20 protein-coding genes and 2 tRNA genes are annotated in these 24,147 nt (G+C 44.2%); all 22 read right to left on the minus strand.

What is annotated here, in order from left to right; all coding sequences use genetic code 11:
- Window positions 1–6: 6 nt before the first annotated feature.
- Window positions 7–83, minus strand: a tRNA-Arg gene (locus DESACI_RS20745).
- Between the two features lie 61 nt (window positions 84–144).
- A tRNA-Pro gene (locus DESACI_RS20750) sits at window positions 145–222 on the minus strand.
- 194 nt (window positions 223–416) lie between these two features.
- A complete protein-coding gene (locus DESACI_RS20755; RefSeq protein WP_014829187.1) occupies window positions 417–1,019 on the minus strand; it encodes an XTP/dITP diphosphatase in 603 nt (200 codons plus the stop codon).
- Window positions 1,016–1,741, minus strand: coding sequence for a ribonuclease PH (gene rph / locus DESACI_RS20760; protein WP_014829188.1), 726 nt, complete (start codon window positions 1,739–1,741; stop codon window positions 1,016–1,018). The genes DESACI_RS20755 and rph overlap by 4 nt, the downstream gene beginning before the upstream one ends.
- Before the next feature lie 105 nt (window positions 1,742–1,846).
- Window positions 1,847–2,773 carry an alanine-tRNA synthetase second additional domain-containing protein gene (locus tag DESACI_RS20765; protein ID WP_041276697.1) on the minus strand — a complete coding sequence of 309 codons (927 nt, stop codon included), beginning with the start codon at window positions 2,771–2,773 and terminating at the stop codon, window positions 1,847–1,849.
- A 50-nt stretch (window positions 2,774–2,823) separates the two neighbouring features.
- Complete coding sequence (locus tag DESACI_RS20770; RefSeq protein WP_014829190.1) at window positions 2,824–3,564, minus strand: heparan-alpha-glucosaminide N-acetyltransferase; 741 nt, start codon at window positions 3,562–3,564, stop codon at window positions 2,824–2,826.
- 36 nt (window positions 3,565–3,600) lie between these two features.
- Window positions 3,601–4,257, minus strand: a complete 657-nt coding sequence (locus DESACI_RS20775) for an O-methyltransferase (RefSeq protein ID WP_041276699.1) — start codon at window positions 4,255–4,257, stop codon at window positions 3,601–3,603.
- A gap of 306 nt (window positions 4,258–4,563) precedes the next feature.
- A complete protein-coding gene (locus DESACI_RS20780; protein ID WP_085939242.1) occupies window positions 4,564–5,787 on the minus strand; it encodes an HD-GYP domain-containing protein in 1,224 nt (407 codons plus the stop codon).
- Between the two features lie 32 nt (window positions 5,788–5,819).
- Window positions 5,820–7,067, minus strand: a complete 1,248-nt coding sequence (locus tag DESACI_RS20785; protein WP_014829193.1) for a globin-coupled sensor protein — start codon at window positions 7,065–7,067, stop codon at window positions 5,820–5,822.
- Between the two features lie 896 nt (window positions 7,068–7,963).
- The gene (locus DESACI_RS20790) at window positions 7,964–9,070 is read right to left on the minus strand and encodes an IS110 family RNA-guided transposase (RefSeq protein WP_014825172.1); all 1,107 of its coding nucleotides are present in this window, start codon (window positions 9,068–9,070) and stop codon (window positions 7,964–7,966) included.
- 302 nt (window positions 9,071–9,372) lie between these two features.
- Entirely contained in the window at window positions 9,373–9,585 is a 213-nt protein-coding gene (locus DESACI_RS20795; protein ID WP_014829194.1) for a hypothetical protein, read from the minus strand.
- Window positions 9,586–9,685: 100 nt separating this feature from the next.
- Window positions 9,686–10,243, minus strand: coding sequence for a Fe-S-containing hydro-lyase (locus tag DESACI_RS20800; RefSeq protein ID WP_014829195.1), 558 nt, complete (start codon window positions 10,241–10,243; stop codon window positions 9,686–9,688).
- On the minus strand, window positions 10,240–11,100 hold the full coding sequence (locus DESACI_RS20805) for a fumarate hydratase (RefSeq protein ID WP_014829196.1): 861 nt from the start codon (window positions 11,098–11,100) through the stop codon (window positions 10,240–10,242). The genes DESACI_RS20800 and DESACI_RS20805 overlap by 4 nt, the downstream gene beginning before the upstream one ends.
- 256 nt (window positions 11,101–11,356) lie before the next feature.
- Window positions 11,357–14,599 (minus strand): cell wall-binding repeat-containing protein, encoded by a 3,243-nt coding sequence (locus DESACI_RS20810; RefSeq protein WP_014829197.1) that lies wholly within the window; start codon window positions 14,597–14,599, stop codon window positions 11,357–11,359.
- A 247-nt stretch (window positions 14,600–14,846) separates the two neighbouring features.
- A complete protein-coding gene (locus DESACI_RS20815; protein ID WP_014825279.1) occupies window positions 14,847–16,604 on the minus strand; it encodes an IS1634 family transposase in 1,758 nt (585 codons plus the stop codon).
- A gap of 209 nt (window positions 16,605–16,813) precedes the next feature.
- The gene (locus DESACI_RS20820; protein ID WP_041276165.1) at window positions 16,814–17,203 is read right to left on the minus strand and encodes a hypothetical protein; all 390 of its coding nucleotides are present in this window, start codon (window positions 17,201–17,203) and stop codon (window positions 16,814–16,816) included.
- A 155-nt stretch (window positions 17,204–17,358) separates the two neighbouring features.
- Window positions 17,359–18,147, minus strand: coding sequence for an acyl-CoA dehydratase activase (locus DESACI_RS20825; RefSeq protein ID WP_041276702.1), 789 nt, complete (start codon window positions 18,145–18,147; stop codon window positions 17,359–17,361).
- Between the two features lie 52 nt (window positions 18,148–18,199).
- A complete protein-coding gene (locus DESACI_RS20830; RefSeq protein ID WP_014829200.1) occupies window positions 18,200–19,213 on the minus strand; it encodes a 2-hydroxyacyl-CoA dehydratase family protein in 1,014 nt (337 codons plus the stop codon).
- A gap of 196 nt (window positions 19,214–19,409) precedes the next feature.
- Window positions 19,410–20,660 (minus strand): methylaspartate ammonia-lyase, encoded by a 1,251-nt coding sequence (locus tag DESACI_RS20835; protein ID WP_014829201.1) that lies wholly within the window; start codon window positions 20,658–20,660, stop codon window positions 19,410–19,412.
- 145 nt (window positions 20,661–20,805) lie between these two features.
- A complete protein-coding gene (locus tag DESACI_RS20840) occupies window positions 20,806–22,257 on the minus strand; it encodes a methylaspartate mutase subunit E (RefSeq protein WP_014829202.1) in 1,452 nt (483 codons plus the stop codon).
- Between the two features lie 12 nt (window positions 22,258–22,269).
- Complete coding sequence (gene glmL / locus DESACI_RS20845; RefSeq protein WP_014829203.1) at window positions 22,270–23,649, minus strand: methylaspartate mutase accessory protein GlmL; 1,380 nt, start codon at window positions 23,647–23,649, stop codon at window positions 22,270–22,272.
- A 14-nt stretch (window positions 23,650–23,663) separates the two neighbouring features.
- The gene (gene glmS / locus DESACI_RS20850) at window positions 23,664–24,083 is read right to left on the minus strand and encodes a methylaspartate mutase subunit S (RefSeq protein WP_014829204.1); all 420 of its coding nucleotides are present in this window, start codon (window positions 24,081–24,083) and stop codon (window positions 23,664–23,666) included.
- Window positions 24,084–24,147 lie beyond the last annotated feature (64 nt).

Here is a 24,147-nt window from a genome sequence, read left to right on the forward strand (position 1 = left end):
TTTTGTTGGTGCGCCTGGAGAGACTCGAACCCCCGACAACCTGCTTAGAAGGCAGATGCTCTATCCAACTGAGCTACAGGCGCAGTTTGAGAGATCACGATTGTCAACCCAGGTTACTCCTAAACCTAGACAAGTTGGGAATAATGGTCGGGGCAGAGGGATTCGAACCCCCGGCCTCCTGCTCCCAAGGCAGGCGCGCTAGCCAAGCTGCGCTATGCCCCGATTGGTGACTTGATTAGTATAGCTCATCTCAAGTTATTCGTCAAGAATCTAATTTGAATTTTTTATTGTATGGTTTGAAACCCTCCGCAGGTTTTTTTGTCCCTAACTGGCCTATTATCAGATGTCCTTGAGTTTACTTAAAATGGCCTATAACTTTGTCAATGAGGCAAGCAAAAGTCCAGCGATCCAGGCTTTTAAGGATGTTCTGCTTTTAAGTCTTTTAATATCGGAATCGCCTTGCGGAAAGCTTGGGCTCTGTGACTTAAATTATTCTTCTCGGTTAAGGTTAATTCTGCCAATGTTCTTCCTAATTCCGGGACTAAAAACAGCGGATCATAACCGAAACCATCCGTCCCTCGAGGCTGTCTTAGAATTTTCCCTTCGACTCTTCCCTCTGTGAGATATTCTTCCCCATTTGGGGCTGCAATAACCAGAGCGCAGCGAAAGCGTGCAGTTCTCTTGTCTTCTGGAATTGTCTCCAAAAGCTCTAGGAGTTTTTCATTGTTGCGCTCATCGTCTTTAGGCTCCCCGGCAAATCGTGCAGAGAAAACACCGGGAGCACCTTTCAAGGCATCAACTTCTAAGCCTGAATCATCCGCCAGGGCTATAAGACCTGTCCTTTGAACTGCGGCCCTTGCTTTAATGGCCGCGTTCTCAGCGAAGGTTTCTCCGTTTTCCTCAACCTCTTCCGATTCCGGGAGATCCCGCAGCGAAACCACCTCTATCTCTTCGTCGGCTATTAAATCTCTCAGTTCTCTCACTTTACCCTCATTTTGGGTGGCTAAAATTATCTTCATGAGGTTGTCTCCAAGGCTGTCTTTTGAACTTCCATCAATGTACGGATTCCCTTTTCAGCGAGCTCCAGAAATACATTCAAATCCGCTCGATCAAAAGGAATTTCTTCAGCAGTTCCTTGAATTTCCACGAATTTTCCTGACCCGGTCATAACTACGTTCATATCGACTTCTGCTTTGGAATCTTCCACATAGTCCAAGTCCAATATTTGATTTCCCAGAACCTTGCCAACCGAAACAGCGGCTAAGGTGTCAGTAATGGGGTTTGTTTTTAATAGTTTGTTATTCATTAAATATTGCACTGCGTCGGTTAAGGCAACATATGCTCCGGTAATAGAAGCAGTCCGTGTCCCGCCGTCTGCCTGCAGCACATCACAGTCCAGCCAGATTGTGCGTTCACCTAGCTTTTTCAGGTCAACAACCGAACGCAGTGCGCGGCCGATTAAGCGCTGGATTTCCATAGTTCGACCGGTAAGCTTCCCTTTAGTCGCCTCACGCTGAGTTCGACTCTGAGTAGCCCTGGGAATCATTGAATATTCCGCGGTTACCCAGCCTTTTCCCGTCCCTTTTTGAAAAGGAGGCACCTTTTCTTCTACACTGGCAGTACATAAAACCCGCGTGTCCCCAATTTCAATGAGTACCGAACCTTCCGGGGCCTTAGTAAAGCGTCGCGAAATTTTAACAGGGCGCAGAACATCTGCAGCCCGATCATATGAACGTTCCATCATGAAACCTAACCTTTCTTAGCCATAGTCTGTTAGTTTAGTTTACCAGAAGAATTGAAGAAATGCCAATATTACACAAGTGAAATATTGTTTGCTATTTGACTCTTATAAATTTTGATCCCTGCCGCCAAATAAATCAATAGAACGCGAAGGCATGGCTGCCTCGCCAACGATACCGGCAATAGTATAAAGGCGGGCGATCGGATCAAAACGAAATTCTTTCAAGAGCTGAAAACCCTTTATCTCACTTGTCCTGCGAATATGAATGCGCGGACCGGTACAAGGGTACATCATTTCCCCGACTCGAATGTGTTCATCATCTGCAGAACAAATGGGCAGGTCTGCTTTGATTAAATCCAAGACACGCTGTTCCACCAAATCTAAATCAATATCCGGTTTTTCAGGAAGTTCCAGCACAAAACCGTGTTTGATATCACTATGCACTTCGGGCTTTTCCAAACCCATTTCCTCCAGAATCATCGAAGTGATGTCCTCGGCACTGTGGGCCATACGGCGAAATTTTATGGAGTCAAAGACAATATCTGCGATGCTTTGTGGTTCCGGCCCGAATACTGTTGGCCGTGTAACAATAACCTCTTCTCCTACTCCGATTAAAACCTCTGCATTCGTACCCAAATGAGGATAGACAAGATCAAAATGTTCTACAATTACTCTGCGGCCGCGGGCGATTGCCTTTTGTATAGCCTCGGCGATTTGCCAAGGTTGTGTAAAGGCAGACTCAAAACGGACATCCAAATGATAAGTATGGCAGCGAAAATGGTCGCGATCCGCATCTTCCATTAAGGGTAACGGACGGATATTGATACCGTCATCATCGTTGGTCAATTCCAGTCCGGGAAACATACCGCGAATAAGCAGTGATTTACCGGCACCGGCATCGCCGACAAATCCAATTAACTTATCCTCAGGGCTTAGGTAACGTTGTTGAATATTTGTTCCCAGGAACAATAAGCGTTTTCTTCCTCGTGGGGCAAAATATACTGCCTGCATCAGATGCTCGTGCACAAACATCGTCAAAACACACTCCCCTCCTACATTTCACTCACTAAGCAAGTTATTCTTTATCTTAAAATTTTTAACAGGTAAATAAACAGCAAAAGGATCGGTTGATGAATCAGATATATTCCCAAGGAATTCCTGCTTAACCATAGTATCCACGGGGGAGAATGCCATTTCAGTCTTTCCATAGCTCGAATATGGGATTTTTGAGGGATTCTGATGGTCCTTTGGGCATAAAACGTTCGATATGCAAGAATTCCAATAATCGTTACAGCTAAATAAGGGAACAGCGGATAATAGTCAATGGTGCTGAAACCTGCATACATGAGACCAAAAGGCAGGAAGAGACTTGTGGAGACCACCAGTGTTTTAAACCAAAACCCTAAGACAGCGATTAAACCGGCGATGAGCCAGAGGAGTCGTGTCGATAATTTCATGAGCAGCGGAGACAATATCATGGCAACCCCAAGAAAATGTAAAATTCCGAAGCGAACATACTCCTCTTTCATGATCAGGAACGTTACGACCGTTATCCCCATCCCGTAAAGCAAGACCTTGATTCCCCGCCGTATAGGGGAGGTACTGAAACCGCATGCCAGTCCGGATACCATAATAAAGAGAAGCGCTGATATCTTGCCAAGAATAAGCCAAAAAGGCGCTTGATAATCGATATTGACTCCAACAAACTCTTTAAGGTCATAAACCGAATGAAAAATAATCATCAACACGATAGCAATAGCTCTGAGCAGATCGATTTCCTCAAATCGTTGGGAAACCACCCCGAGAGCTTTCTTTTGTCCCATGACTATCACCTTTTCACTTGACAATATGCAAACCTTTTACGCCGGGGCAGCCTCAACTTTTCGGCTGACAGATATGCCGTCTCCGAAGGGCAGTACCGTCGTTACATACTCCGGGTTCTGGCTTAGTTCTTGCAAGAACCTTCTCAATCCGCCTACCATGCGTTCATACTTCGGCGCAAAATTACTTTCCGGTACTACCCAGCCACGAAACAAGACATTATCGACAACCAGGATTCCTCCCGGGGCGATTAATGGATCAATAAGGTTTAGGTAATCTAAATATTCTCCCTTAGCGGCATCCACAAAGACAAAATCATACCCGGGAGTTAAGCTGGGGAGTATCTTCCGGGCATCTCCTTTCAGAGGTGTAATAGATTGCAAAAGTCCTGCACGCTCGAAATATCCTTCAGCTCTGGAGAGACGATCTCTATTCATGTCAATCGTAGTGACATGCCCCCCACACTTTTTTGCGCCACGGGCTAACCAGACAGTGGAGTATCCGATAGCTGTACCAATTTCCAAAATTGACTGAGACCTGTTTATGGTCACCATCAGGTTAAGAAAATTTCCCACGGCCGGTGTCACCACAGGTATGGTTTCTTGGAGGGCTATTTCTTCCATTTCCCGTAACAAAGAATCTCTCTCTCCCAGCAGTGTTTCAAGATAGCGTTCCATTTCGAAGGGATAAAACAAAATGATCAGGCCTTTCATATTCATTGTTTCCACTTTACCACAAATTAAGAGTTAAATCACTTCTCTGCGACTAAACCCTTTCCCTCACTAAACATTAATCTATAGACCGATGACCAAAGGACACCCAAATTACAACAAAATAAAAGTATGTACTTTCTTCTTGCATTTATTTGTAAAAAAGTCATGCAGGGACAGAAAGAAACATACTCTTATGTGTTTATATTCTTTAAGCGAGAAGACTCCCATCCTCTATAGGTGGCGAGATGAATCGCCGCCCCGATGAGACAGAAGAACCGTCCCCCTTGTCTATAAGACTTTTCTTGCCAAGGGAAGGAGTTGTTCATCAACGCTTATACCTGAACCGCGCTGAATTATTTCCAGTGCTTCAGCAGCTGACATTGCCTTCCGATAGGGCCGATCCTCCGTTAAGGCGGCAAACATATCGGCAATGGTCATGAGTCGGGATCCGGTATCAATTTCTTTGGCTGTTAATGCAAAAGGATAACCTTTGCCGTCAAGGCGCTCATGATGATGGGCGGCCCATTCAACCATTCTTGTGGGGAATCCGGCTTCCGTCAGCAAACGATGCGTATAATAAGTATGGGTACGAATGATATCTGTTTCGGCGACGTCTAAAGGGCCTTGTTTATCCAAAATCTTTTTCGGAATCGAAAGTTTCCCTAAATCATGCAGTAGACCTGCTACATATAATTCATGCCGTTGCTGATCACTCCAACCTAATCCTTCTGCCAAACGTTCTGCTATTTCAGCCACAGACCGCGAGTGACGGGCTGTGAATCGGCTCTTTTGGTCAATTAAATCTGCAAAAGTAACTGCAAGGTCGTCCGTAAACCCATGTATTTCCAGTTCTCTTACCGCAGGCAGGTGCCATTTTCCGCACAATAACCCTAAAGCAATTTGCAGCAAATCCGACTGTTCAATATCCAGCCAAAACGCTTCTTTACGGGCGATTTGTTCAAAGGCAGCGGCTATTTCAGGAAAAAATAGGACTCCGCTTTCCCAGGACACCCATTGCAATAGTTCATCTCGTTCTTTACGTGTGTACTGCCGGCGAGTCAGACGCAAATCCACCTGATCTGCTAACGATAGAATTTTGGCCATGAGGGTGATTTCCTCAGGCCGTACCTTTAAGACATTGCGGCATGAGATAGGCGTTTCATGATGATATTTAATTGCAGAAGAAAGAATCTCTCCCGCTGGGAAACGTTTAACAAGGTCCGAACCCACAAGACAGTGTTGTCTTAGGATTTTCGGGTTTCCGAAATGGGTCCTGAAGCAGCCCAATGCTCCAATATCGTGCAGCAGCCCGGCAATCGTTAAATGAACCAGTTCCTTTTTATTGAGACCCAGGCAGCGTCCTAAACGCATGGCAATATAAGCCACTCGTTCGCCATGCCGCTGCCCGATTTTAAATGTTAACCCTCGTTCAATCTCTTCATCCACTAAACCCAGATCAAGCGCACGGGAAAAGCTCCACATTCTCCGGATGTAAAAGGCATCCTCGGACACAGATATTCTATCCACCAATTTAATTAATCCCTCTATTCTCTGAGGCCCATTTGTGCCAGTGACGTCGCTGAATTAGCGACATCTTCAGAGGCTGCTCCGATCTGGCTTGCGGTCTGAGCCAAGGCATCAATCTGTTGAGCGATTCCCTGAACCTGTTGGATACTTGAATTGATCGCCGTCATAATATCTCCAAAGCGATTAACAATCTCTCCGGCCTCCTCAGCCGCACTCTGCATTGCTTGAGTAGTTTCCACAATAGACTTGTTCACTGCCGTGGTATTTTCTTTGGTCAGGGCAATAAGAGCGCTAATTTCTTGAACAGATTGTTCGGAATGGTTTGCCAGTTTTTTCACTTCTTCAGCGACAACTCCAAACCCACGGCCGCTGTCCCCAGCTCGAGCAGCTTCAATGGCTGCGTTTAAGGCCAGTAAGTTGGTCTGAGAAGCAATTTCTTTAATGACATCTGTAACGGAAGCAATGCGGGCTGAACTATGGTCTAGCTCATTCATTTTATTTTGCATTTCTGAGGTCATGCTTGCTAAATGCATCATCGTTTCAGAAATCATTTGGATTTTACGAGCACCTTCTTGTGCCAATGCATCCACTTTTCCCGAAAATTCCGCTGCCTCGGAAGCATTATTGGAAATTTGTGCTGTTGCTTCGTTCATTTCAGCCGCAGAAGCCGCAGTTTCCTCAGAAGTTGCCGCTAAAGCCTGACTTGCTTCATTTACTCTGCGCTGCAAGCTGTCAATCTCAAATAACGCTTTTTCTAACTCTGCTTTCTTATCAATCTCGTGCATGTAGGATTGAATATAGCTTGCCATAACAACCTGCTGATCAAAACTCAAAATTCTTTGAAAGGCCAGGGCTGATCGCATAGCAAGGTCAGTTTTTCTTTTAAAATGCTTGTAGATTAAGGGTATAACTTCATCGCACAAAACCTGATTGGCACTTAAATAATAAAACGGAGGCAAGTTAATTCGATTGTGGACATCACCAATCGTCACTCGCCATTCCATGAATTGTTCGTTAATCTTTTCCGGGCAAAGTGACAATAAATATTTCTTCATGGTGACTTTAAGCTTATCTACTGATGAAAACTGGTCAATAATTGCTTTGAGAGCCGGAATCGTAACAACGTGAGCATAGAAGTTCGTAACAATTTGATCGACATCCTTTTCGATAATCACCCGAACCTCTCTAAGAAGGTTTAACTGCTCAGCATCAATCTTCAATAATTGGGTGGACTCTGATAAATCAAATTGGTGTAGTTGTATCAATGCTATTCACCCTTTCTAGATTCATTGTAATAGTTGTTTCGTAGCAAGAAGTTTCCAATTTAGCAATTTTGAAATAAAAAATCAGCCTGAGAATAGCCGTGAGGCCAATAATCGTGAAACCAATAATCTGTGCAGCTATTGGTTTCTTTTCCATCGTAAACTATCAAGGAAAATCCTGACGATTATTATTAATACTATTAAGTTCTTAGAATTCTATTATCCCTCGACAAAATCCTGCTTTAAATCTTAATTTACAATTATTATTTTTAAATGAAAATTAGCCGCAGACTAATGACGCTGAAGCCTTCGGCTTTCTTTCGGATGAAGAAAACTTAGCTGGCGCTGAGCCTCCGGCGAAAGCGGCTGGTTAGTTGCACTGATATGAACGAGACTGTCAACTAGCCCCGTCTTCTTTTTTAAAATTTTATTGGTAAAACCTTATTTTGGGCACATTTTGGTAACACTATAGGTAGCTCTTGCCAATCTTAGAGGATAGGGCAATGCTGGAGAGCAACCTGAGCGCTAGATTGGTTTCTGCTGCAATGAGGAATTGGGAACAAATTGTTCCCTTCCTTTTTAAATTGCAGGAGAATTTAAAGCGTTAAACTCTTGGGGCGAAGCCCCAACATTCTTTTCTGCTGATTTAAAAACACGGCACGAAGGCAAACGATTTACATCGACGATGAGCAGTCTGATATTCGTGGATTTTCACATTTTATCGCTTCGTCTGGGGAGCTGCCACGAACTTATGGCGTGCGTTCAGTTTGTATAACAAACCTAGCAACAAGTGCAACTCGTGGATTCTCCTTTACGGACTTTTCCTTTTGCCTACGTGCCCTACTTTTAATTCGCACCTCTTATAATCCAAATTCTTTAATAATCATCCTTCACCAAATTTAGGATGCTTTTTCAACCTCACATGCTATCGCCCAAACAAAACCCGCTAATTCTCTTGCAACGGCTGCAATTACTTTCCCACTTGGTTTTCCTCGCCCCATTAATCGTTTATATTTCCGATGTAACCGGTCTTGGGCCTTCCATGCAATCATTGTGATCTCTGGCGGTTTCCCTTGCTGCCTTTTACGAATCTCCCCCTTTATCGCAGGTGTATAACGATAGCTCCAGGCGGCTTCAATCAATATACGTCGTACATGAGCATTTCCCGTTTTGGTCATCTTTCCCTGATGACGTGTTTCTCCCGTCGAGCGCTCGCTTGGAACCAACCCAGTATAAGACATTATTCGTCGGGCACTGCCAAACCGTGTAAACGATCCAATCTCAGCAACTAAACTGGTCGCTGATAGCTCTGCCACACCTCGCAGGGTTTGCAGCGCTTGAATCATCGGGGCATGAACACTATCTGTCGCCTGGTCATGAATTTCTGCTTCAAGCCGTTTTATGCGCTGTTCAATCTCGTCTAAATGGTGAAGGTACTCTTGAAATACTGTACTCTGTGCAGCACGGCTGAACTTCAGAGCGTCCAGCCAATCCCGATAACCTGCTGTCCACTTTTTTATGCCTGCCGGAGGATTTAAGTCATATCGCAATAAGAATTTCGTTAATCGATGCCTTGCTCGAAGCTGATCCTCTTTTGAATCCTCTCGAGCACGAACTAAATCTCGCAAAGCTTCATCATCCTCAGTAGGAACATAAATGGGGGTTAATTCTCCAGCACGAAATAATTGAGATAAGCGAATAGCATCACGACGATCGGTTTTTACACGTTCTCCAGGTTTTGTGGGAATCAAAGAAGGAGCTACAACGCTACATTCGATGCCCAGACTAAGCAATAATCTATAAAGTGGATACCCCGTAGGGCCAGCTTCATAGCAAACTTTGAGTTGTCCCGGTGTTCCTAACTGTTTCATTAACTTTCTAATCGATTCAGAGTTATTTTGGCAAACACCCCAGTAGCGTGGGGCTTCTCTGCCCTCATCGGCAATTGCAACTGCTATTTTTTCTTTGGATACGTCTAAACCTACGTATTTTGTGTTATCCTTCATAGTAACGGCTCCTTTCGCATTTCAGCTCTGTTTTGGTAATCATTAACATGTATAGCATTACCAAAAATAACCTGTGTGCTGCGAATTGGGGCCGTCTCGTTCATGATAACTTATGCCAGAGGACGAAGACACTGTCTTCGCACGTATTAACCCTTCTTGCAGTATTTAACCAAAGGTTATACTTTTGATGGTAAAACTAAAAGAGAGCTTTATTCAGCTCTCCTTTAGGAAACTCATGTACTTGTAGAAAAACTAATTAAGTAAAATACTTTGTCTTGGTTTATTGGCGGCTAGAAATCATTTCATCCGGCTCGGCGCACATCAGAGTGGGATACGATATGAGAAATTGAATCCCGCTCAAGGATTAGGGGTTCAACCGATCCATCAGACATAACTTCAAAAATTTTAACCTCTCCACCGCCTTTTGTCCATTCATGGCAGCATTCACGGCAATAATATCGTTCTCGACCAATTCGACCAACTTCACGCGCTCCACAAAAAGGGCAACTATTCATTTTTAGCACTCCCATCAAGGATTTCCAACAAACTAATTATATCTTAAAATCCTTAATAGTACTTTAAGAAATTGTGAAGCTTTTGTGACCAATTCTGAACTTAATCCTTTCTATACTGGGCTTTCCCCTTTTCATAAAGGTTCGTGCCTTCATGATCAATGATCACAATGGCCGGAAAATCTTTGACAACCAATCTCCGGACTGCTTCGGTTCCCAGTTCAGGATAGGCAATCACTTCAGCTGAAACGATTCGCTTTGCGATAAGGGCACCTGCCCCGCCGATGGCTCCGAAATAGACGGCACCATGTTCTTTCATGGCTTCTACGACCTCAGAACTACGCAGTCCTTTGCCTATCATTCCCGTCAAACCTTGAGCAATAAGCTTAGGGGAATAAGCATCCATGCGCCCGCTTGTGGTCGGTCCGGCCGAACCAATCACCTGACCTTCTTTAGCGGGAGTAGGACCTACGAAATAGATAATTTGATCTTTCATATCGAAAGGCAGTTCAACGCCCTGCTCCAGAGCTTCAACCATTTTCTTATGAGCTGCATCCCGCCCGGTATAAATAACGCCGCTTATTAAGACATTATCCCCAGCTTTTAAGGTCTTGAGTTTTTCTTGCGTAAGGGGAGTTTCCAGGTGCTTGACGTCACTCATTGACTCACCCTCCCTTGTAAAGTTATTTCTTTATGTCGTGTCGCGTGACAGCCAATATTCACGGCGACAGGCATTCCGGCAATATGTGTGGGATAAACCTCTAAGTTAACAGCCAGCGCCGTTGTGACTCCGCCAAATCCTTGAGGCCCAATACCCAGTCGATTAATGCGTTCCAATAATTCCTTTTCAATGTTTGCTAAACGATCGTCTTGGTTATGTTTTCCCACTTCGCGAAGCAAGGCTTTCTTAGCCAAGAAGGTGGCTTTTTCCATAGTTCCACCCACTCCTACCCCGACAATAATCGGAGGACATGGATTTCCACCGGCTCGATCAACAGTATCCACCACAAATTGCATGGCGCCTTCCAGACCTTCGGAGGGCTTGCACATTTTTAGGCCGCCCATATTCTCGCTACCGAACCCCTTAGGGGCAACAACAAGGCGAAGAGTATCCCCTGGTACGATATCATAGTGAATAATAGCAGGAGTATTGTCCCCTGTATTGACCCTTTCAAAAGGATCTTTAACCACAGATTTGCGGAGATAACCCTCTTCGTAACCCTGTCTTACACCTTCGTTAAGCGCACTCGTTAAGTCTCCGCCTGTTACGTGCAAATCCTGGCCGATTTCAGCAAAAATGACAGCCATCCCTGTATCTTGGCACATGGGAACCTGTTCGTTATGAGCGATTTCGGCATTTTCAATGAGACGTTCTAAAACTTCCTGGCCCAGAGGAGAGGATTCATTTTTCAGTGCCGTTTGAAAGCCAGTCATGATATCTGAAGTCAAGTTATAGTTTGCTTCCATGCATAGTGTTCGGATTGCAGAAATAATTTCGTCCACATGAATTTCCTTCAAATTAACGAACCTCCTTCACAGTAATACTCTAATATTTGGTAAAATGTTACTATTGGCGAATCCATTTCTTATCTTACTCCTAAAGTATCCGGAAGACAATCCTCTAAACAGTCACTCATATTATTCCCTTTAAGCGCAAAAGAAACCCGTCTTCCGCTGCGACTTTGCCTGAGCGGAAGACGGCAACTGCACATGTGCTCGCAGTATAACGAAGTTTATATTTTCCCCGTCAGAAAGACATATCCTTGGAAGAACTTTAGTTTGTTGTAGCAGCTGAAGCCACCGGGGAATATTGACTTGTACCGGAAGCATTTACTGCCTGTACTTTGTAATAATAGGTTGTATTGGCCCAGAGACCTGTATTTGAATAACTATTCGTCGTTACAGTCGCTATATGACTGAAGGCACCTGTGGAGGAAGTTGAACCATAAATATAATAGGATGTTGCGCCACTTACTGCATCCCAGCTGAGGTTAATTTGATTCGAACTTACAGGAGATGCCGTAACAATTGTCGGCGCAGATATTGTATTTGACACATTGGTTGTACCATTTAAACTGGTTAAGACACTGTCCGGAACAACGGCTGTTCCGCCGAAAACTACCTCTTTGGTAATAGTGCCGGAGATACTCCCCGTATAATTAAGTGTTGACTGCTCCACAGGATTACTTACCAAGATAAGTGGTGAAGATGTTATGGAAGCCAAGACTGAACCGGCTAAAGCGTCCGCATAATTTTCACCGGTAGAGATATAGCAAGTACTGAAATCTAGTTGGCCGGCGAATGCTTTGAGCACACTAATATTTGTATCATATCTATCTTGCCCGCTAAGCCTCGTAGGTGAGGGGAGCTGGCTAAGAATTGAGTCACTGATAACTCCAGTACCACCCACAACATAAGTGCTTTGAATTCCCTTGAGATAGGTTTTTACGCTGTCCGGAAGAGTATTTTGGGTAGTCAGCAGGATTGGCATTCCTTTCATTGCGGCAATAGGGGCAATCGACAGGGCATCCGGGAAAGTTTCGCCGCTGGCAACGACTGCTTGAGTGGTTTGCCCAAGTGCTTGAGCAATTTTAACAGAAGTTTCATAACTATCGTTTCCTGCAATTCTTGTGACTTGTATTCCCATAGATTCAATAGTTTGTTCAACTGCTGAAGAAATAACACCTGCACCACCCACGATGAAGACGCTTTTGACTTTAAGGCGCGAAAGCTGTTGCTTTGTATCTGCGTTCAAGCTATCCTTGGTGGTCAGCAGCAATGGGGCATTATATTTATTGGCAAGAGGCGCACTGCACAAAGCATCGGAAAATGTTTCACCACTGACTATGACAGCATAGTAAGAGGTAAGCCATCCTGCTTTGGCGACCTCCGCTGCAGTTCCGTAGGAGTCTTGCCCAGCTAATCGTTGGGAGGAAATTTGGGAAATATTAGTGGGAGTGGAAGTAGAAGTTGAGCTGCCGGATCCCGTCGTCGTCGCATTAACGACTGATGAATAGGTGCTCAAGCCGGTACTGCCCGCCGCCTGGATCTTATAATAATAGGTTGTATTTGGCGAAAGATTGGAGTCTGTATAATTGGTGGTTGAAATTGTTGCAATATTTGTGTACGTATCTGTGGGCGATGTTGCTCTGTACACATAGTAGGAAGTTGCATTACTAACCAGATCCCAAGTTAAATAGATTTGGTTTGTGCTTAGGGCTGTGGCCGTCGGATTGGTAGGAGCCGTCAAGGCACCGTTAGTAACCGTCGTTGTGGCGGGAACAATGGCAGAGTCTGCACTGCTGCCAACGCTTCCTACTGCCACCACTTTATAATAATAAGTAATACCTGAGGACAAACCGGAATCTGTGTAATTTGTGGTTGTCGGTGCACCAATAACTGTGAAACTCCCCAGGGCTGAAGTTGATCTATAAACATTATAATAAGTCGCATTACTTACAGGAGACCATGTTAAATATATTTGATTGGTATTTGCAGGTGTTGCGCTAAGATTAGTCGGAGCAGTTATTGCGCCATTAAAATAAGTCGTTGTCGCGGGAACAATGGCTGAATCCGGGCTGCTGCCCGAGTTTCCTAATGCTTCCACCTTATAATAATAAGTAATACCCGATGACAAGCCGGAATCTGTATAATTTGTAGTTGTCGGTTCACCAACGATGGAATATGTTCCGGTAGATGAAGTTGATCTGAACACATAATAACAAGTTGCATTGCTCACAGGGTCCCAGGTTAGGTTAATCTGAGTACTGCCGGAAACGGTCGCCATTACATCGGTAGGGGCTGACAAAGCGTTATTAGTAAAATTAGCTGACGTGGATGCTATCAGCGAATCTGGACTCGAACCAGCGCTGTTTACGGCCTGCACTTTATAATAATACGTTGTATACTGTTGCACAGCCGAATCTGTATAATTTGAAGTTGTTGCCGCCGTAATCATGGTAAAAGGTCCTGAAACCGAGGTAGCTCTGTAAACGGAATAATAGTTTGCGTAGTTAACCGGACTCCAGGTCAGATATACTTGATTGGTGCCTGAAAATGAAGCTGTAAGATTTACAGGGGCTGTCAGCGCAATGTTAGCAGTAGTCGTTGTCGCATAAACTATTGCAGATTCTGCACTCGTTCCGGTACTTCCACCCGCCACCACTTTGTAATAGTAGGTTGTATTTGCTGACACACTGGTATCCGTATATGGCGAAGAGGAAGGGACGCCAACAATAGAATAAGGCCCGGAGTACGAGGTTGATCTATATACGTTGTAATAAGTTGCATAACCTACAGGGGCCCAAGTTAAGAATACTTGATTGCTGCTTTGAACCTGAGCCGAGAGATTTGTGGGTGCTGACAGAACACCATTAGAATTAGCAGGTATCGCATATACAATTGAAGAATCCGAACTTGTTCCGGCGCTGTTTACTGCCCGAACTTTATAGTAGTATGGGGCGTTTGATGTCACGCTATAATCCGTGTAATTTGTTGTGGTGGGACCGGCAACAAGGGAATAAGTTCCAGAAACGGACGTTGATCTATAAACATAATAATAGGACGCATTGCTCACTGGACTCCAGCTTACATAAATTTGATTACTATTTGTTGCTGTTGCAATGAGATTTGTTGGCGCCGCAGGGGCACCACTTGAGCTCGTCGATATTGTATAAACTATTGAAGAATCCGCACTTGTTCCGGCAGCATTGGCAGCCGTTATTTTGTAATAATAGGCAACGTTCATCGATATACTGGAATCTGTATAATTTGTAGTCGTGGGATTGCCAATAATGGTGTAATATCCATCCGGAGAGGTCGCTCTATAAATATAATACGCGGTTGCACCACTAGCGGGATTCCAAGATAAGTATATTTGGGTATTATTCAATACTGTGGCGGTAAGATTAGTCGGAGGCAGCGGAATAGTATCCGCCAGAGTGTTCTGGGGAAAAATCACTCCAATAATCGTTAAACAAATCACTAAAGCCAATAGTTTGTGATAGAACCTTTTCATCAATTTTCCTCCTCCTGTATCAAAAAGAGTATCCTTATAATGCTTTAGAGTAAGTGCCAATTCTTGGCAAATGCAATAAATCGTTTACGACATAAAACTCTCGAATCCGATAGTATATTCTTGTTCAAGTGTTCATTATCCTTCTTATAAATGGAAACATTTTTCACTAAAGCCCGAGTTTGGCGACATTTTTTACCAGTACTGGACGTAGCAAGGCTTTAGACCATGTGTAAATTAATTTTTGTCACTACAACGTGTTTTTCAGTAAGAAATCATCAAATTGGTTGATCACTTTTGGTTTCATCATTTTTTCGCAATGAAACAATTTGACCCATTGTTCCTGCTGTTCCGTCATCTCCGTAATAGTTAGAGAACGTTGGGTAGAGCTTTTTAAGCCAACCTGATTTAATTGACAACTGCTTACCTGCCTTAGTAGCTCTTCAGATGATAGTGCGATTCCTGAATTCCTGAGGATTATCTCGATTGAGTTTATCAGCAAGTAAGCTATAATGCATATGCTCACATGGGCTTTTACACGTTCTGGCCGTGTCAAATAGATAGGGCGTAGAGCAAGCTGTGATTTCATCTCGCGGAAAGCTTCTTCAATCTTATTTTTCTCTCGATACTTTTGAATCACATCCCTTTGTGGTATGTTCAAATCGTTCGTAATAAAACAGGTTATTCCGTCCAATCGCCTTTTCTGCTGTTCCTTGTTCTTATCAATCTCGGCCGATAATCGGAAAGATTGTACAATTCGTGTCGTCTTATCACTTTTAGTTACTGTCAGTTCAATAGGCGTAACAGTCACGAGAAGTACCGATTTGAGTTTTCGTTTAGCAATCATTGTCTTGATATCTCGCTCAATCGTTTCCTTATTACGCGACTTTTTGGCAACCGCCAGACTGTCATTTTTCTCCGTGATCCAAGCCATGGCCTGAGCTACTCGCTTTTCTCTTGATTCAATGTCCTCATAAAATCGAGTAACATCAAAAGAGAAAATGAATCGGCGCTGATCAATTTGCCCCTCACGTGTATAAAAAAACTGATTTTCATCCGTTGGCTGAAATTCATGAAGTGCTAGTATCTGCTCATAATCATCTTTTGAAGCAGGCTCTGGCATGAATTCGTTGAATAGCGAGTGGCTAGCCATCTCATCCTTGTCCATTGCCGACAAATAGGTGAGTTCTTGCCGTTCAAGAAGGTTTAAATGATCATCGGACACCATGCCTCGATCAAATACAAGATGACATCGAGTCAAACCAAATCGTTTTTTCAATTCTTTGACCACGTCAGGCAGCGTGGTGACGTCCTGAGTGTTACCTTCAAGCACCTTCCAATAGAAAGGAGAACCAAGAGGAGTAACCATTAATGCGATTACAATTTGTTGCAAGTCGGGGCGGTGATCTCTCGAATAACCCAGCTTGGCAATAACACATTTGCTACCTTCCAAATAAGTTGAAGTAATGTCATAGAAAAAGCCTTCCCCGACTGAAGGATCAAACTGCAGAAGTTGCTGATAGAGATGAGCCTGTAAGGCAGATTCCCGCTTGTTCAGATCATCTAATTCACGATAAACAGCAAAATCAGAAGGTTTGGCTGAACTACGGTGTATTGCTGGTAAAACCGTATCTTGAACCCACTCCATGACATGGATTTTACTTCGAGGTTCTATACAACGATTGAGGACCATCGCTTCTGTAAGCAAGCCATTAGAGAAAAAGCGATGCAAGTTGAATTTCTCCCACAGCGAATGTAATAGAAGGATGGGTAGAAACATCCAATGCTTTGTGACTACGATATCGGAACTCTTAGTAAGGGAAAGATCAGCATCCTGCTGAACCTGAAGAATCATTTTCATCCTTGTGGCATCCTCGTCGGATAAAACACCAAGGTTTTGAATGAGACGGTGCTTGGGTTTTCCATCTTTATCTCGATAAGAAGCAACAATTTTGTAGTAACTGTAGGTTTTGCCTTCTTTTTTAATGGTAACTTTCTTTAGAAACATTTGTAGCCTCCAAGAGCAATATATTAGGACTACAAATATTATATCACAAATACCTATAATTAGGTATATTTTTGATTTATTTTGCTAATTATTTAGGACTACATATTTAGAGGTGAGGCCTGAATCCCTTGCGCCGCAAGGGATTGGAAATATATGTCGCCAAACTCGGGCTAAAGTTGTTTCTAAAATGTTAATTTATTCTCAAAAGATTATTTTCGCCTGTGTTTTTTTATCGCGCGGATAAATATTACTAATCCAATGTATATCGCAAATGCGACTAAGAAACCCCAGAGTCCTTCCACAATATCTTGGAATTCCATATTTCCCCGACGGGTTATTTTCTGCTCAATTTCTATGGCGAAAACTAAAACAACAAGGACTGTAAAGGTATAGACAAAGGAAATTGCAGTAAGGCTATATCGAGCAAGATGCTTAAATAATTTATTAACAATAAGAAACAGTACTATTCCGATGAGTCCTATGACCAAAAAATGCAATTGTTTATCGGTATAGTTTAAACCCAAGTAATGAGTCAACAAGATTAATCGATCGTGAAAAAAGTTTACAATTCCGGTAAGGTATTTTAGTACCTTAATCAAACCTTTAACCCTCCTACCCCAAAGCGCACCAGTCAATTTGACTCTCCAGAGCATTGCCATAATATCTTCTAACTTAGTCAAGCATACTCCATTATGCCATCATTTACTTTTCGCCCGGTGGTTAGTACCTTAAGTACCTTAGTTAAACTGAGCTACTAAGAAAGAAACTCGCGGCCTTTAACACAGCAACCAATCGCTCCGTTAAACTGGGGTTCCTGCGGAACAACAATCCGCCTGCCCGTACCTTCCTGCAAAAGCTGCGTAACCGCATGGCTATGGGCAACTCCCCCGGTAAACACTAAAACATCCCCGTCAAAGGACCTCAGGAGCGGCAAAATTCGCTTTACTATAGTCGCATTTACTCCGGCGGCGAGTTCATTAAGAGGGAAACCTTCGACAATCTTGCCAATCAGTTCACTTTCTCCAAACACCGCACAAGTAGAATTCAGCTCTACAGGGGAATCTGCATATCGGCCAAGCTCTTCAACGGATAGATCCAATACCGTCGCCATGTTTTCTAAATAACGTCCCGAGGAGGCGGCACATTTATCATTGGTGAGGAAATCAGCCATTTTGCCCTTACGAACTTGTATTATTTTGCTGTCCTGTCCCCCTAGATCGACAAGGGTGAAATCTTGAAGACCCGTCTGATAAACAGCACCTAAAACATGAGCCTTTAATTCGGGAATTGCTTCTCCTCCGGCAAGCTCCAAAGTATTTCTCCCATAACCTGTTGATATAAGGCAATCAACCTTGGGCAAACCTAAAGCCGCAAAATTTACAGCCAGTTTTTCGTCTTGCTTGCGCCCGTACTCACGATAAAAACGAATTGTGTCTATACTCTCTAAACGTTCAATCGTTAAGTGATCATTTTCCTTTTGAAACTGCATCAGAGCGATCTTTACACTTCGACTTCCTAAATCAATTCCACATATAGTCTCCATTTTCATTTTACCACTAGCCTCCAATGCTGCAAAATCGGCGCAGGGGGTCTCTCTAGTCTTCTAGCATACTTAAAAACGATTCTATCCTCATCTTACTTCGCGCATCCAACCCCGTCGGATTTTCTCCTTCTAGAGTTAAGATCGGATAGTCTAACTTTTTCCGGATGATTAAATCCTCAATCTGACGATAACAGAAACTCTGAGTATAGTGGATAATCCCATCAAGCTGGCGTTGCTCCGCTTCACGACTAATATCATCGATCCTCTGAAAAACTTGATAGGGATAGGTATAAAGGCGGTACTGTTCAACGACATCATTTGTTTGGAAAGGCATCGTAAACTGTCTTTGAACTTCATTGTAAACGACACGCGCACCATGACTTTCTACAAAATCATATAACTCAGGAAAAATCGGCGGCACACCGATAAAACCCAACCGTACTTCCCGCGCTTTTTTTCGCCCTGAAAACCGCCCCTTTTCAGACAATGGTTCTCTTTGCCGGGCCTTGCCAATGAATTCCTCCATCTCACGAGCGAAACCTTCCGGGTCGCCATTGAAATCAGAGCAAGAAACTTGGTAGAGATGATTTTCGAATCCACTGACACGGTTTTCTTCCCAGGTCAGCCTGTCAATCTCCCAAGCCAATGCCCTCACTTGATCAAGACGCCTTTTTTGTTGACTAACACCATCCCAGGCAGCCCCTAAAGAAGTGATTAGCTTATCCATTTGAAGCCTAATCATATCAGAATCACGATCATAAGGAAAAGCAAAAGGAATTATCTCTATGCCCTCAACTTCCCACGTTTCCATCAAGGCATGGGTATTACTGCAATCTCCTTGTGTGACAGCTATAATTCGGCGGATTTCCGGGTGCTGCAACGCCGTTGAATATAACCCCTTGATCCATCCGCAAACGCTTCTCGGAAAACCGGCAAGTTCAGCTTCTTCAACGCGATTCATAGCATCTGATCCAGTTATAAAAATATTATTTAAATCAACCGGTATTTCACCTGCCGCATAGATAACTTCCACCGGCACTGTCGTCGTTAAACCGATTTTACCCATAAAGGTATCTTCTCCTTGCTCATTATGTATTACTTGTTCTTTCTCCCTTCCATTGTAAAGGTTCCGGTTAGAAAAGTAAAAACGAAAGACCAGAACCTTATATGCCAAAGCAGATAAGATTCTGGTTTCCGTTATAACCTTGTTCTTAATCAAGAATCTCTATTTGAGACTTGTTTGCAAAACAAACCTCATTAAATTACCGATTTGAAGCCTTTCTCTTTAACAAGGCGAGTGTCCTGTTCATTTCATTATGAACGATCATATATCCTTCATCCACACCCATTCCCGGCTTTGCCAGCATTTGGTCAGGACGGGCTGCCAAGGAAACATGAACAGCTGTACGTCCCCCGGAGTCTGTTTCGTTGCATGATCCGCCGACGTAAGCGCCAACACCGTATTTTTTAGCATAGATAACTGCTTCAATGGTGTTTTGAATTCCTCCTAAATCGGGGGTTTTAATTTGTACCATATCTGCCGCTTGAGCGTCCACAAACCTCACAATATCTTCATAGGTATTGCACCATTCGTCGGCGACAATTTCCACATTCACTCCTCGTTTTTTCAAGGCCACCCTCAAAGCCTTCAGCTGATCTATCTGTCCGTCAATACTTCCTGCATCCATAGGACCTTCGATTCTCAAATGCAGAGGAGCTGCGGCTTTCTCCAGTTCTGCAAAATATTCGACCATTCGTTCTGTATCATCCTTAAAGGCTATTCCGATCGTTCCATAAACATCAATATGAAGCACCGGACGGTAATCCTCTCCTCCGATCGTAAGGATGCGATTTCTCAACCAGATTACATAATCTAAAAGCAGCTCTCCATTGGCTCCAAGCTTTGTCTCAACATTGTTGATTAAGGCATGGGGCAATACTCCGGCACGCTTAATAATTGCCTTATCGGCATTATCATAACGATCATCCCCGGTTTGAGTAAAGATAGGAACAGGTTCAAGCGTCAGCGGCAGATCATATTCTTCCAGAATAACCTCAGTCATCGTTTTCTTCTTCGCTTTAGCAACGGCATCCAGAATTGCTTGGCTGACTCCATAGCGGATTGCCGTGTGATAACGTTCCCCATTGGGCCGTTTTGAATGTTCCACTAAGCCCACTAATTGGCGGAAAGAGTTCAGTTCCTGACCTAAAAGCTTAGGCGCAATTTCCTCCAAAATGATGGGAATAAAATCCTCAGCTAAAAACAACGGATCTCGGCCACCTGCCCCTGAATATTGGACTGCTGCACAATCTCCAGCAGCTACTTGCCCGTCTTCCAAGATTAACATGACAGAAATGGACTCCCCACGCTGTCTAACCGCTTTAAAACCTGGCGTGATCGGCTCTCCGGTATAGGAAAAACCATCGTGTCCCGCTCCCGCCTTGATCGCCTGTTGGTCATCAAAATAAAACCCGGTAAGACCTGGTGAAGCAATTATATCAATAATTTTCATGAATATTTCCTCCTTTAATTTCAATAACTTTGGTTCTCTCTGTGCATCTTACCATCCCAAAACCTGCAAAACTGCACACAAATTATTACTTTTCAAAATACACCCATCTCAGACAGAAGGACCGTCCCTCTGACACGCTGCGAGTTTACCGCGGACGGCCTACGAGCATACCTTTACCGATGGCATAGATATCGTCGATAACCATTTGGAATGAGGGATCTCTGCCTTCATCCTGTCCACGTTGTGCAATGCGTTCACGGTGGAAGTCTTTAATCTCATTATCAAAAGGAAGATTGCCGAAATCCAGCACTCTTACAGCCCCTGTGGTATCACGAGCCGGCAGAATTTTTCCGGCATTATAGCGGCTTGGTGCAAAGGGTACGTCGATAACGCCTGCTTGGAAGGCTCTGACTGTACCGACGGCGATATCCCCTTCACCGAGAGTTAAGACTCGATCTAAGATTGCTCTGGTTTCCTTCAGAATCATTTGTTCTTCTAAGGCAAGTTCCGGAGTCATCGGCAACGTCTGGTCTTTTAACATGCTTAGGACTTGCTTCGTAGCACGAATTCCTGCGGCATTGGCCTCTTTTGTCGGTATTCCCAGTGCTTCGTGAGGAGTTTTGACAATAACTTTGGTCGCTTTGCCCAAGGCAGCCGTTGCCGCTCCCCAGGAAATAACGCCAAAGGCTTTGGCTTCATCTTGCGGGAAGCCTCCCATCCACTGGTGGAAAACCGTCGTGATCATGGTTTCCGGATAGCCCAGTTTCTTCAGGTATTCCTCAGTAATTACCGGAAGGGTATGCAAGGCTGCCACATCTTGAATTAAATTACCGCATTGCCCGTAACCCAGGGTTAAACTGCGAACTCCTTGGGCCACTGCCAGAATTCCTTCAATGACTGCCACAGCATGAGAAATTGCAGGAGGAACGAGGGTACCGGTAAGAGGTCCGAAAGGCTCACGGTTAATTTTAACGCCTTGTTCTTCGTATAACCCAATGAGACGGTCAACATACTGCCAATACTTAATGGTGCTTTCAATTGAAACATCTTTGGAGTACGGAATGTTATATGAAATGCCGCCCCCTTCATAATCCGTAAATCCTCCGGCAATGGTGACTTCAGCTAACAAGCGGGCATCCGGAGTTCCATGGCGTACTTGGACAGGGACTTGAACACTCTCTACGACTTGGCGGCAAGCAGCAACGCCATGGTTTACTGCCGGAAATCCATTGAGCATGGAGCGCCCGAGGGTTCTGCTCTCATCAATTCCGGATTGTGCTTCAGTATAGCGATTCTGCCGGGTATAGGAGTCAATGGTGGACGGCAGAAAATCAGCGCCTCCTTCATCCTGGAGAAAACGCAATAACTCAATATGCTCATTGAGCAGCGCGACACCGGCCCGAGGCTGAGCAAAGGTGACTCCCTTGGCTTTCCCTTCAGCGAGCTTTTCGGCAAAAATTTTGCTCTTAGGCAGAGACTTATGGTAGGCCACTGCTTCTTCAAAATTGACACCCTTGCCTGTCTCCCATTGTCCTAAGACTTCCTGGCGCTGACGCTGAAACTCTTCAGCATCCATTTGCCGGACTGTTAATTCCATCGTTATACCCTCCTATAGTTTGACCACATATTTTTTCATCATCCGAAGCGCCGCTTGTGGCGCTGCTTCTCGCAGCAAGCCCATGGCTGCCAGTATATAATCTTTATCCAGATAGAAACTTGGATTTTGAGGTTTAAGCAGGGTAGGTTCAGACGTATTAAATAAAGAACCCTTAAGGATTTCCGAAACATTTGGCTGATGAAGCAATACTCCTCCTGTCCCAATGACAACCGGCAAGGGAGTTAAATCTTTGCCATGCTGGACGTACGTTGCTCCAAACGGCGTATAAATTACTTCAATGGTTCCCACATGTCGTTCAACCGCTAAGCTGACGGCCATTCGTCCCATAGCTGAATCAAATTTCGCTTCTTCTTCAGTTTGAGGTATTCTCCAGGGATTTTCTTTAAATAATCGTAATTGACAGGCTACCTGTTCATCCGTCCAACCAAGATAATCATACAATCGTCGGCCCGCAGCTTCTACCAAGGCCTCCGAACTATAACGCATGCCCAGATCGCCTTCAACCGTTCGTTTCGCATAGGGTTCAGGCAAGCCTTTGAGTGCAACACTGGGTTTACTGGGATCCCCTTTAGCAATGGAATGAACATCTGTTGTCGCACCGCCGACGTCAATAACCATAAGTTCTCCCAGGCCGTGTTCGGACCCATATCCTTCAGCTAATAATTCCGCCGCCGACAAGACCGCCGCCGGTGTAGGCATCAAGATCCTCTCTAAAAACTCTTCCGCCTTATCTAATCCTTTGGCATGGATTATATGAGAAAGAAAGATATCACGTATCGCCAGGCGTGCCGAGTCTACTGCTAAAACTCCAAGGTCAGGCATGACATTGTCGGCAACCACCACAGGATTATGGCGCTTTTTCAGCATCTCTGCGGCCTGAGCGGACACTGTTTTATTTCCGGCAACCACAATGGGGAGGCTAAAAGGCAATGAACTGAGCATACTCGCATTTTTTAGCAGAATTTCCTTATTTCCGCCATCCGTACCTCCGGCTAAGAGAAAGATATCCGGTTTGGAAGAAATTATCTTCTCAAGGTCCTGAGCCGTCATTTCGTAACTAAATACCTCAAGCAATCTCGCGCCTGCTCCCAAAGCGGCTCTTCGGGCTGCTTCGGCAGTCAATTCCTTGACCAACCCACTGGCCATCATCTTCAGGCCACCCGCAGCACTGCTGCAAGCTAACTTGCGGACAAAATTCCAGCCTCCCGCCGGCTCAGGAATCTGAGCTAAAGCATTATATAATCCATCCATAATATTCGTTTCAATGGTTGTTCCGGACCGGGCCGTACCGAGGATAACCTCGGAGTCAAGATCAACGACGGTTACCTTAGTGTAAGTACTGCCGAAATCAATGAGAAGAACTGCTTGCAAGGCTCATTCCCCCTTTATTCATCCGCTATCCCTAAATCTTCCCGCAAATCCTTAATAGGAATTTCCGGCATCGTACCCGGTGGGTAAACACGGTTAAACCCCATCGCTAAGAAGCGCTCTTTAACCGACTCAAAATCTTGTTTGCCTACAACCAGATTGCCGCCTACATACATTAAAATATTGCCGATACCTTTTTCCTGACATTTCTCACGCAACCCCCGGCAATCCATCTCGCCATGCCCATACAAGGATGAAACCATCAAGACATCCGCATTCGTCTCGATGGCAGCATGAATGAACTCCTCCTGAGTCGCAAGGACCCCAATGTTGATCACTTTGAAACCTGCTTGAGTAAAGGCATAATCCAAGATGCGATTTCCCACGGCATGAACATCCGAACCTATTACCCCTAATACCAAGGTCTTTTGCTGCACGATAAATTCCTCCCGGTTTTTATGTTGAAGTGATTAATTAAACGAGTCCTGATTTTAATACTTC

The sequence above is a fragment of the Desulfosporosinus acidiphilus SJ4 genome (genome assembly GCF_000255115.2).
Lineage (GTDB): Bacteria > Bacillota > Desulfitobacteriia > Desulfitobacteriales > Desulfitobacteriaceae > Desulfosporosinus > Desulfosporosinus acidiphilus.

Bases quoted from the DNA above. Each gene is read 5' to 3' on its own strand.
- DESACI_RS20755 (WP_014829187.1), bottom strand. From the start codon at position 1,019: ATGAAGATAATTTTAGCCACCCAAAATGAGGGTAAAGTGAGAGAACTG.
- rph (WP_014829188.1), bottom strand. From the start codon at position 1,741: ATGGAACGTTCATATGATCGGGCTGCAGATGTTCTGCGCCCTGTTAAA.
- DESACI_RS20765 (WP_041276697.1), bottom strand. From the start codon at position 2,773: ATGTTTGTGCACGAGCATCTGATGCAGGCAGTATATTTTGCCCCACGA.
- DESACI_RS20770 (WP_014829190.1), bottom strand. From the start codon at position 3,564: ATGGGACAAAAGAAAGCTCTCGGGGTGGTTTCCCAACGATTTGAGGAA.
- DESACI_RS20790 (WP_014825172.1), bottom strand. From the start codon at position 9,070: ATGAAGGATAACACAAAATACGTAGGTTTAGACGTATCCAAAGAAAAA.
- DESACI_RS20795 (WP_014829194.1), bottom strand. From the start codon at position 9,585: ATGAATAGTTGCCCTTTTTGTGGAGCGCGTGAAGTTGGTCGAATTGGT.
- DESACI_RS20800 (WP_014829195.1), bottom strand. From the start codon at position 10,243: ATGAGTGACGTCAAGCACCTGGAAACTCCCCTTACGCAAGAAAAACTC.
- DESACI_RS20810 (WP_014829197.1), bottom strand. From the start codon at position 14,599: ATGAAAAGGTTCTATCACAAACTATTGGCTTTAGTGATTTGTTTAACG.
- DESACI_RS20815 (WP_014825279.1), bottom strand. From the start codon at position 16,604: ATGTTTCTAAAGAAAGTTACCATTAAAAAAGAAGGCAAAACCTACAGT.
- DESACI_RS20825 (WP_041276702.1), bottom strand. From the start codon at position 18,147: ATGGAGACTATATGTGGAATTGATTTAGGAAGTCGAAGTGTAAAGATC.
- DESACI_RS20830 (WP_014829200.1), bottom strand. From the start codon at position 19,213: ATGGGTAAAATCGGTTTAACGACGACAGTGCCGGTGGAAGTTATCTAT.
- DESACI_RS20835 (WP_014829201.1), bottom strand. From the start codon at position 20,660: ATGAAAATTATTGATATAATTGCTTCACCAGGTCTTACCGGGTTTTAT.
- DESACI_RS20840 (WP_014829202.1), bottom strand. From the start codon at position 22,257: ATGGAATTAACAGTCCGGCAAATGGATGCTGAAGAGTTTCAGCGTCAG.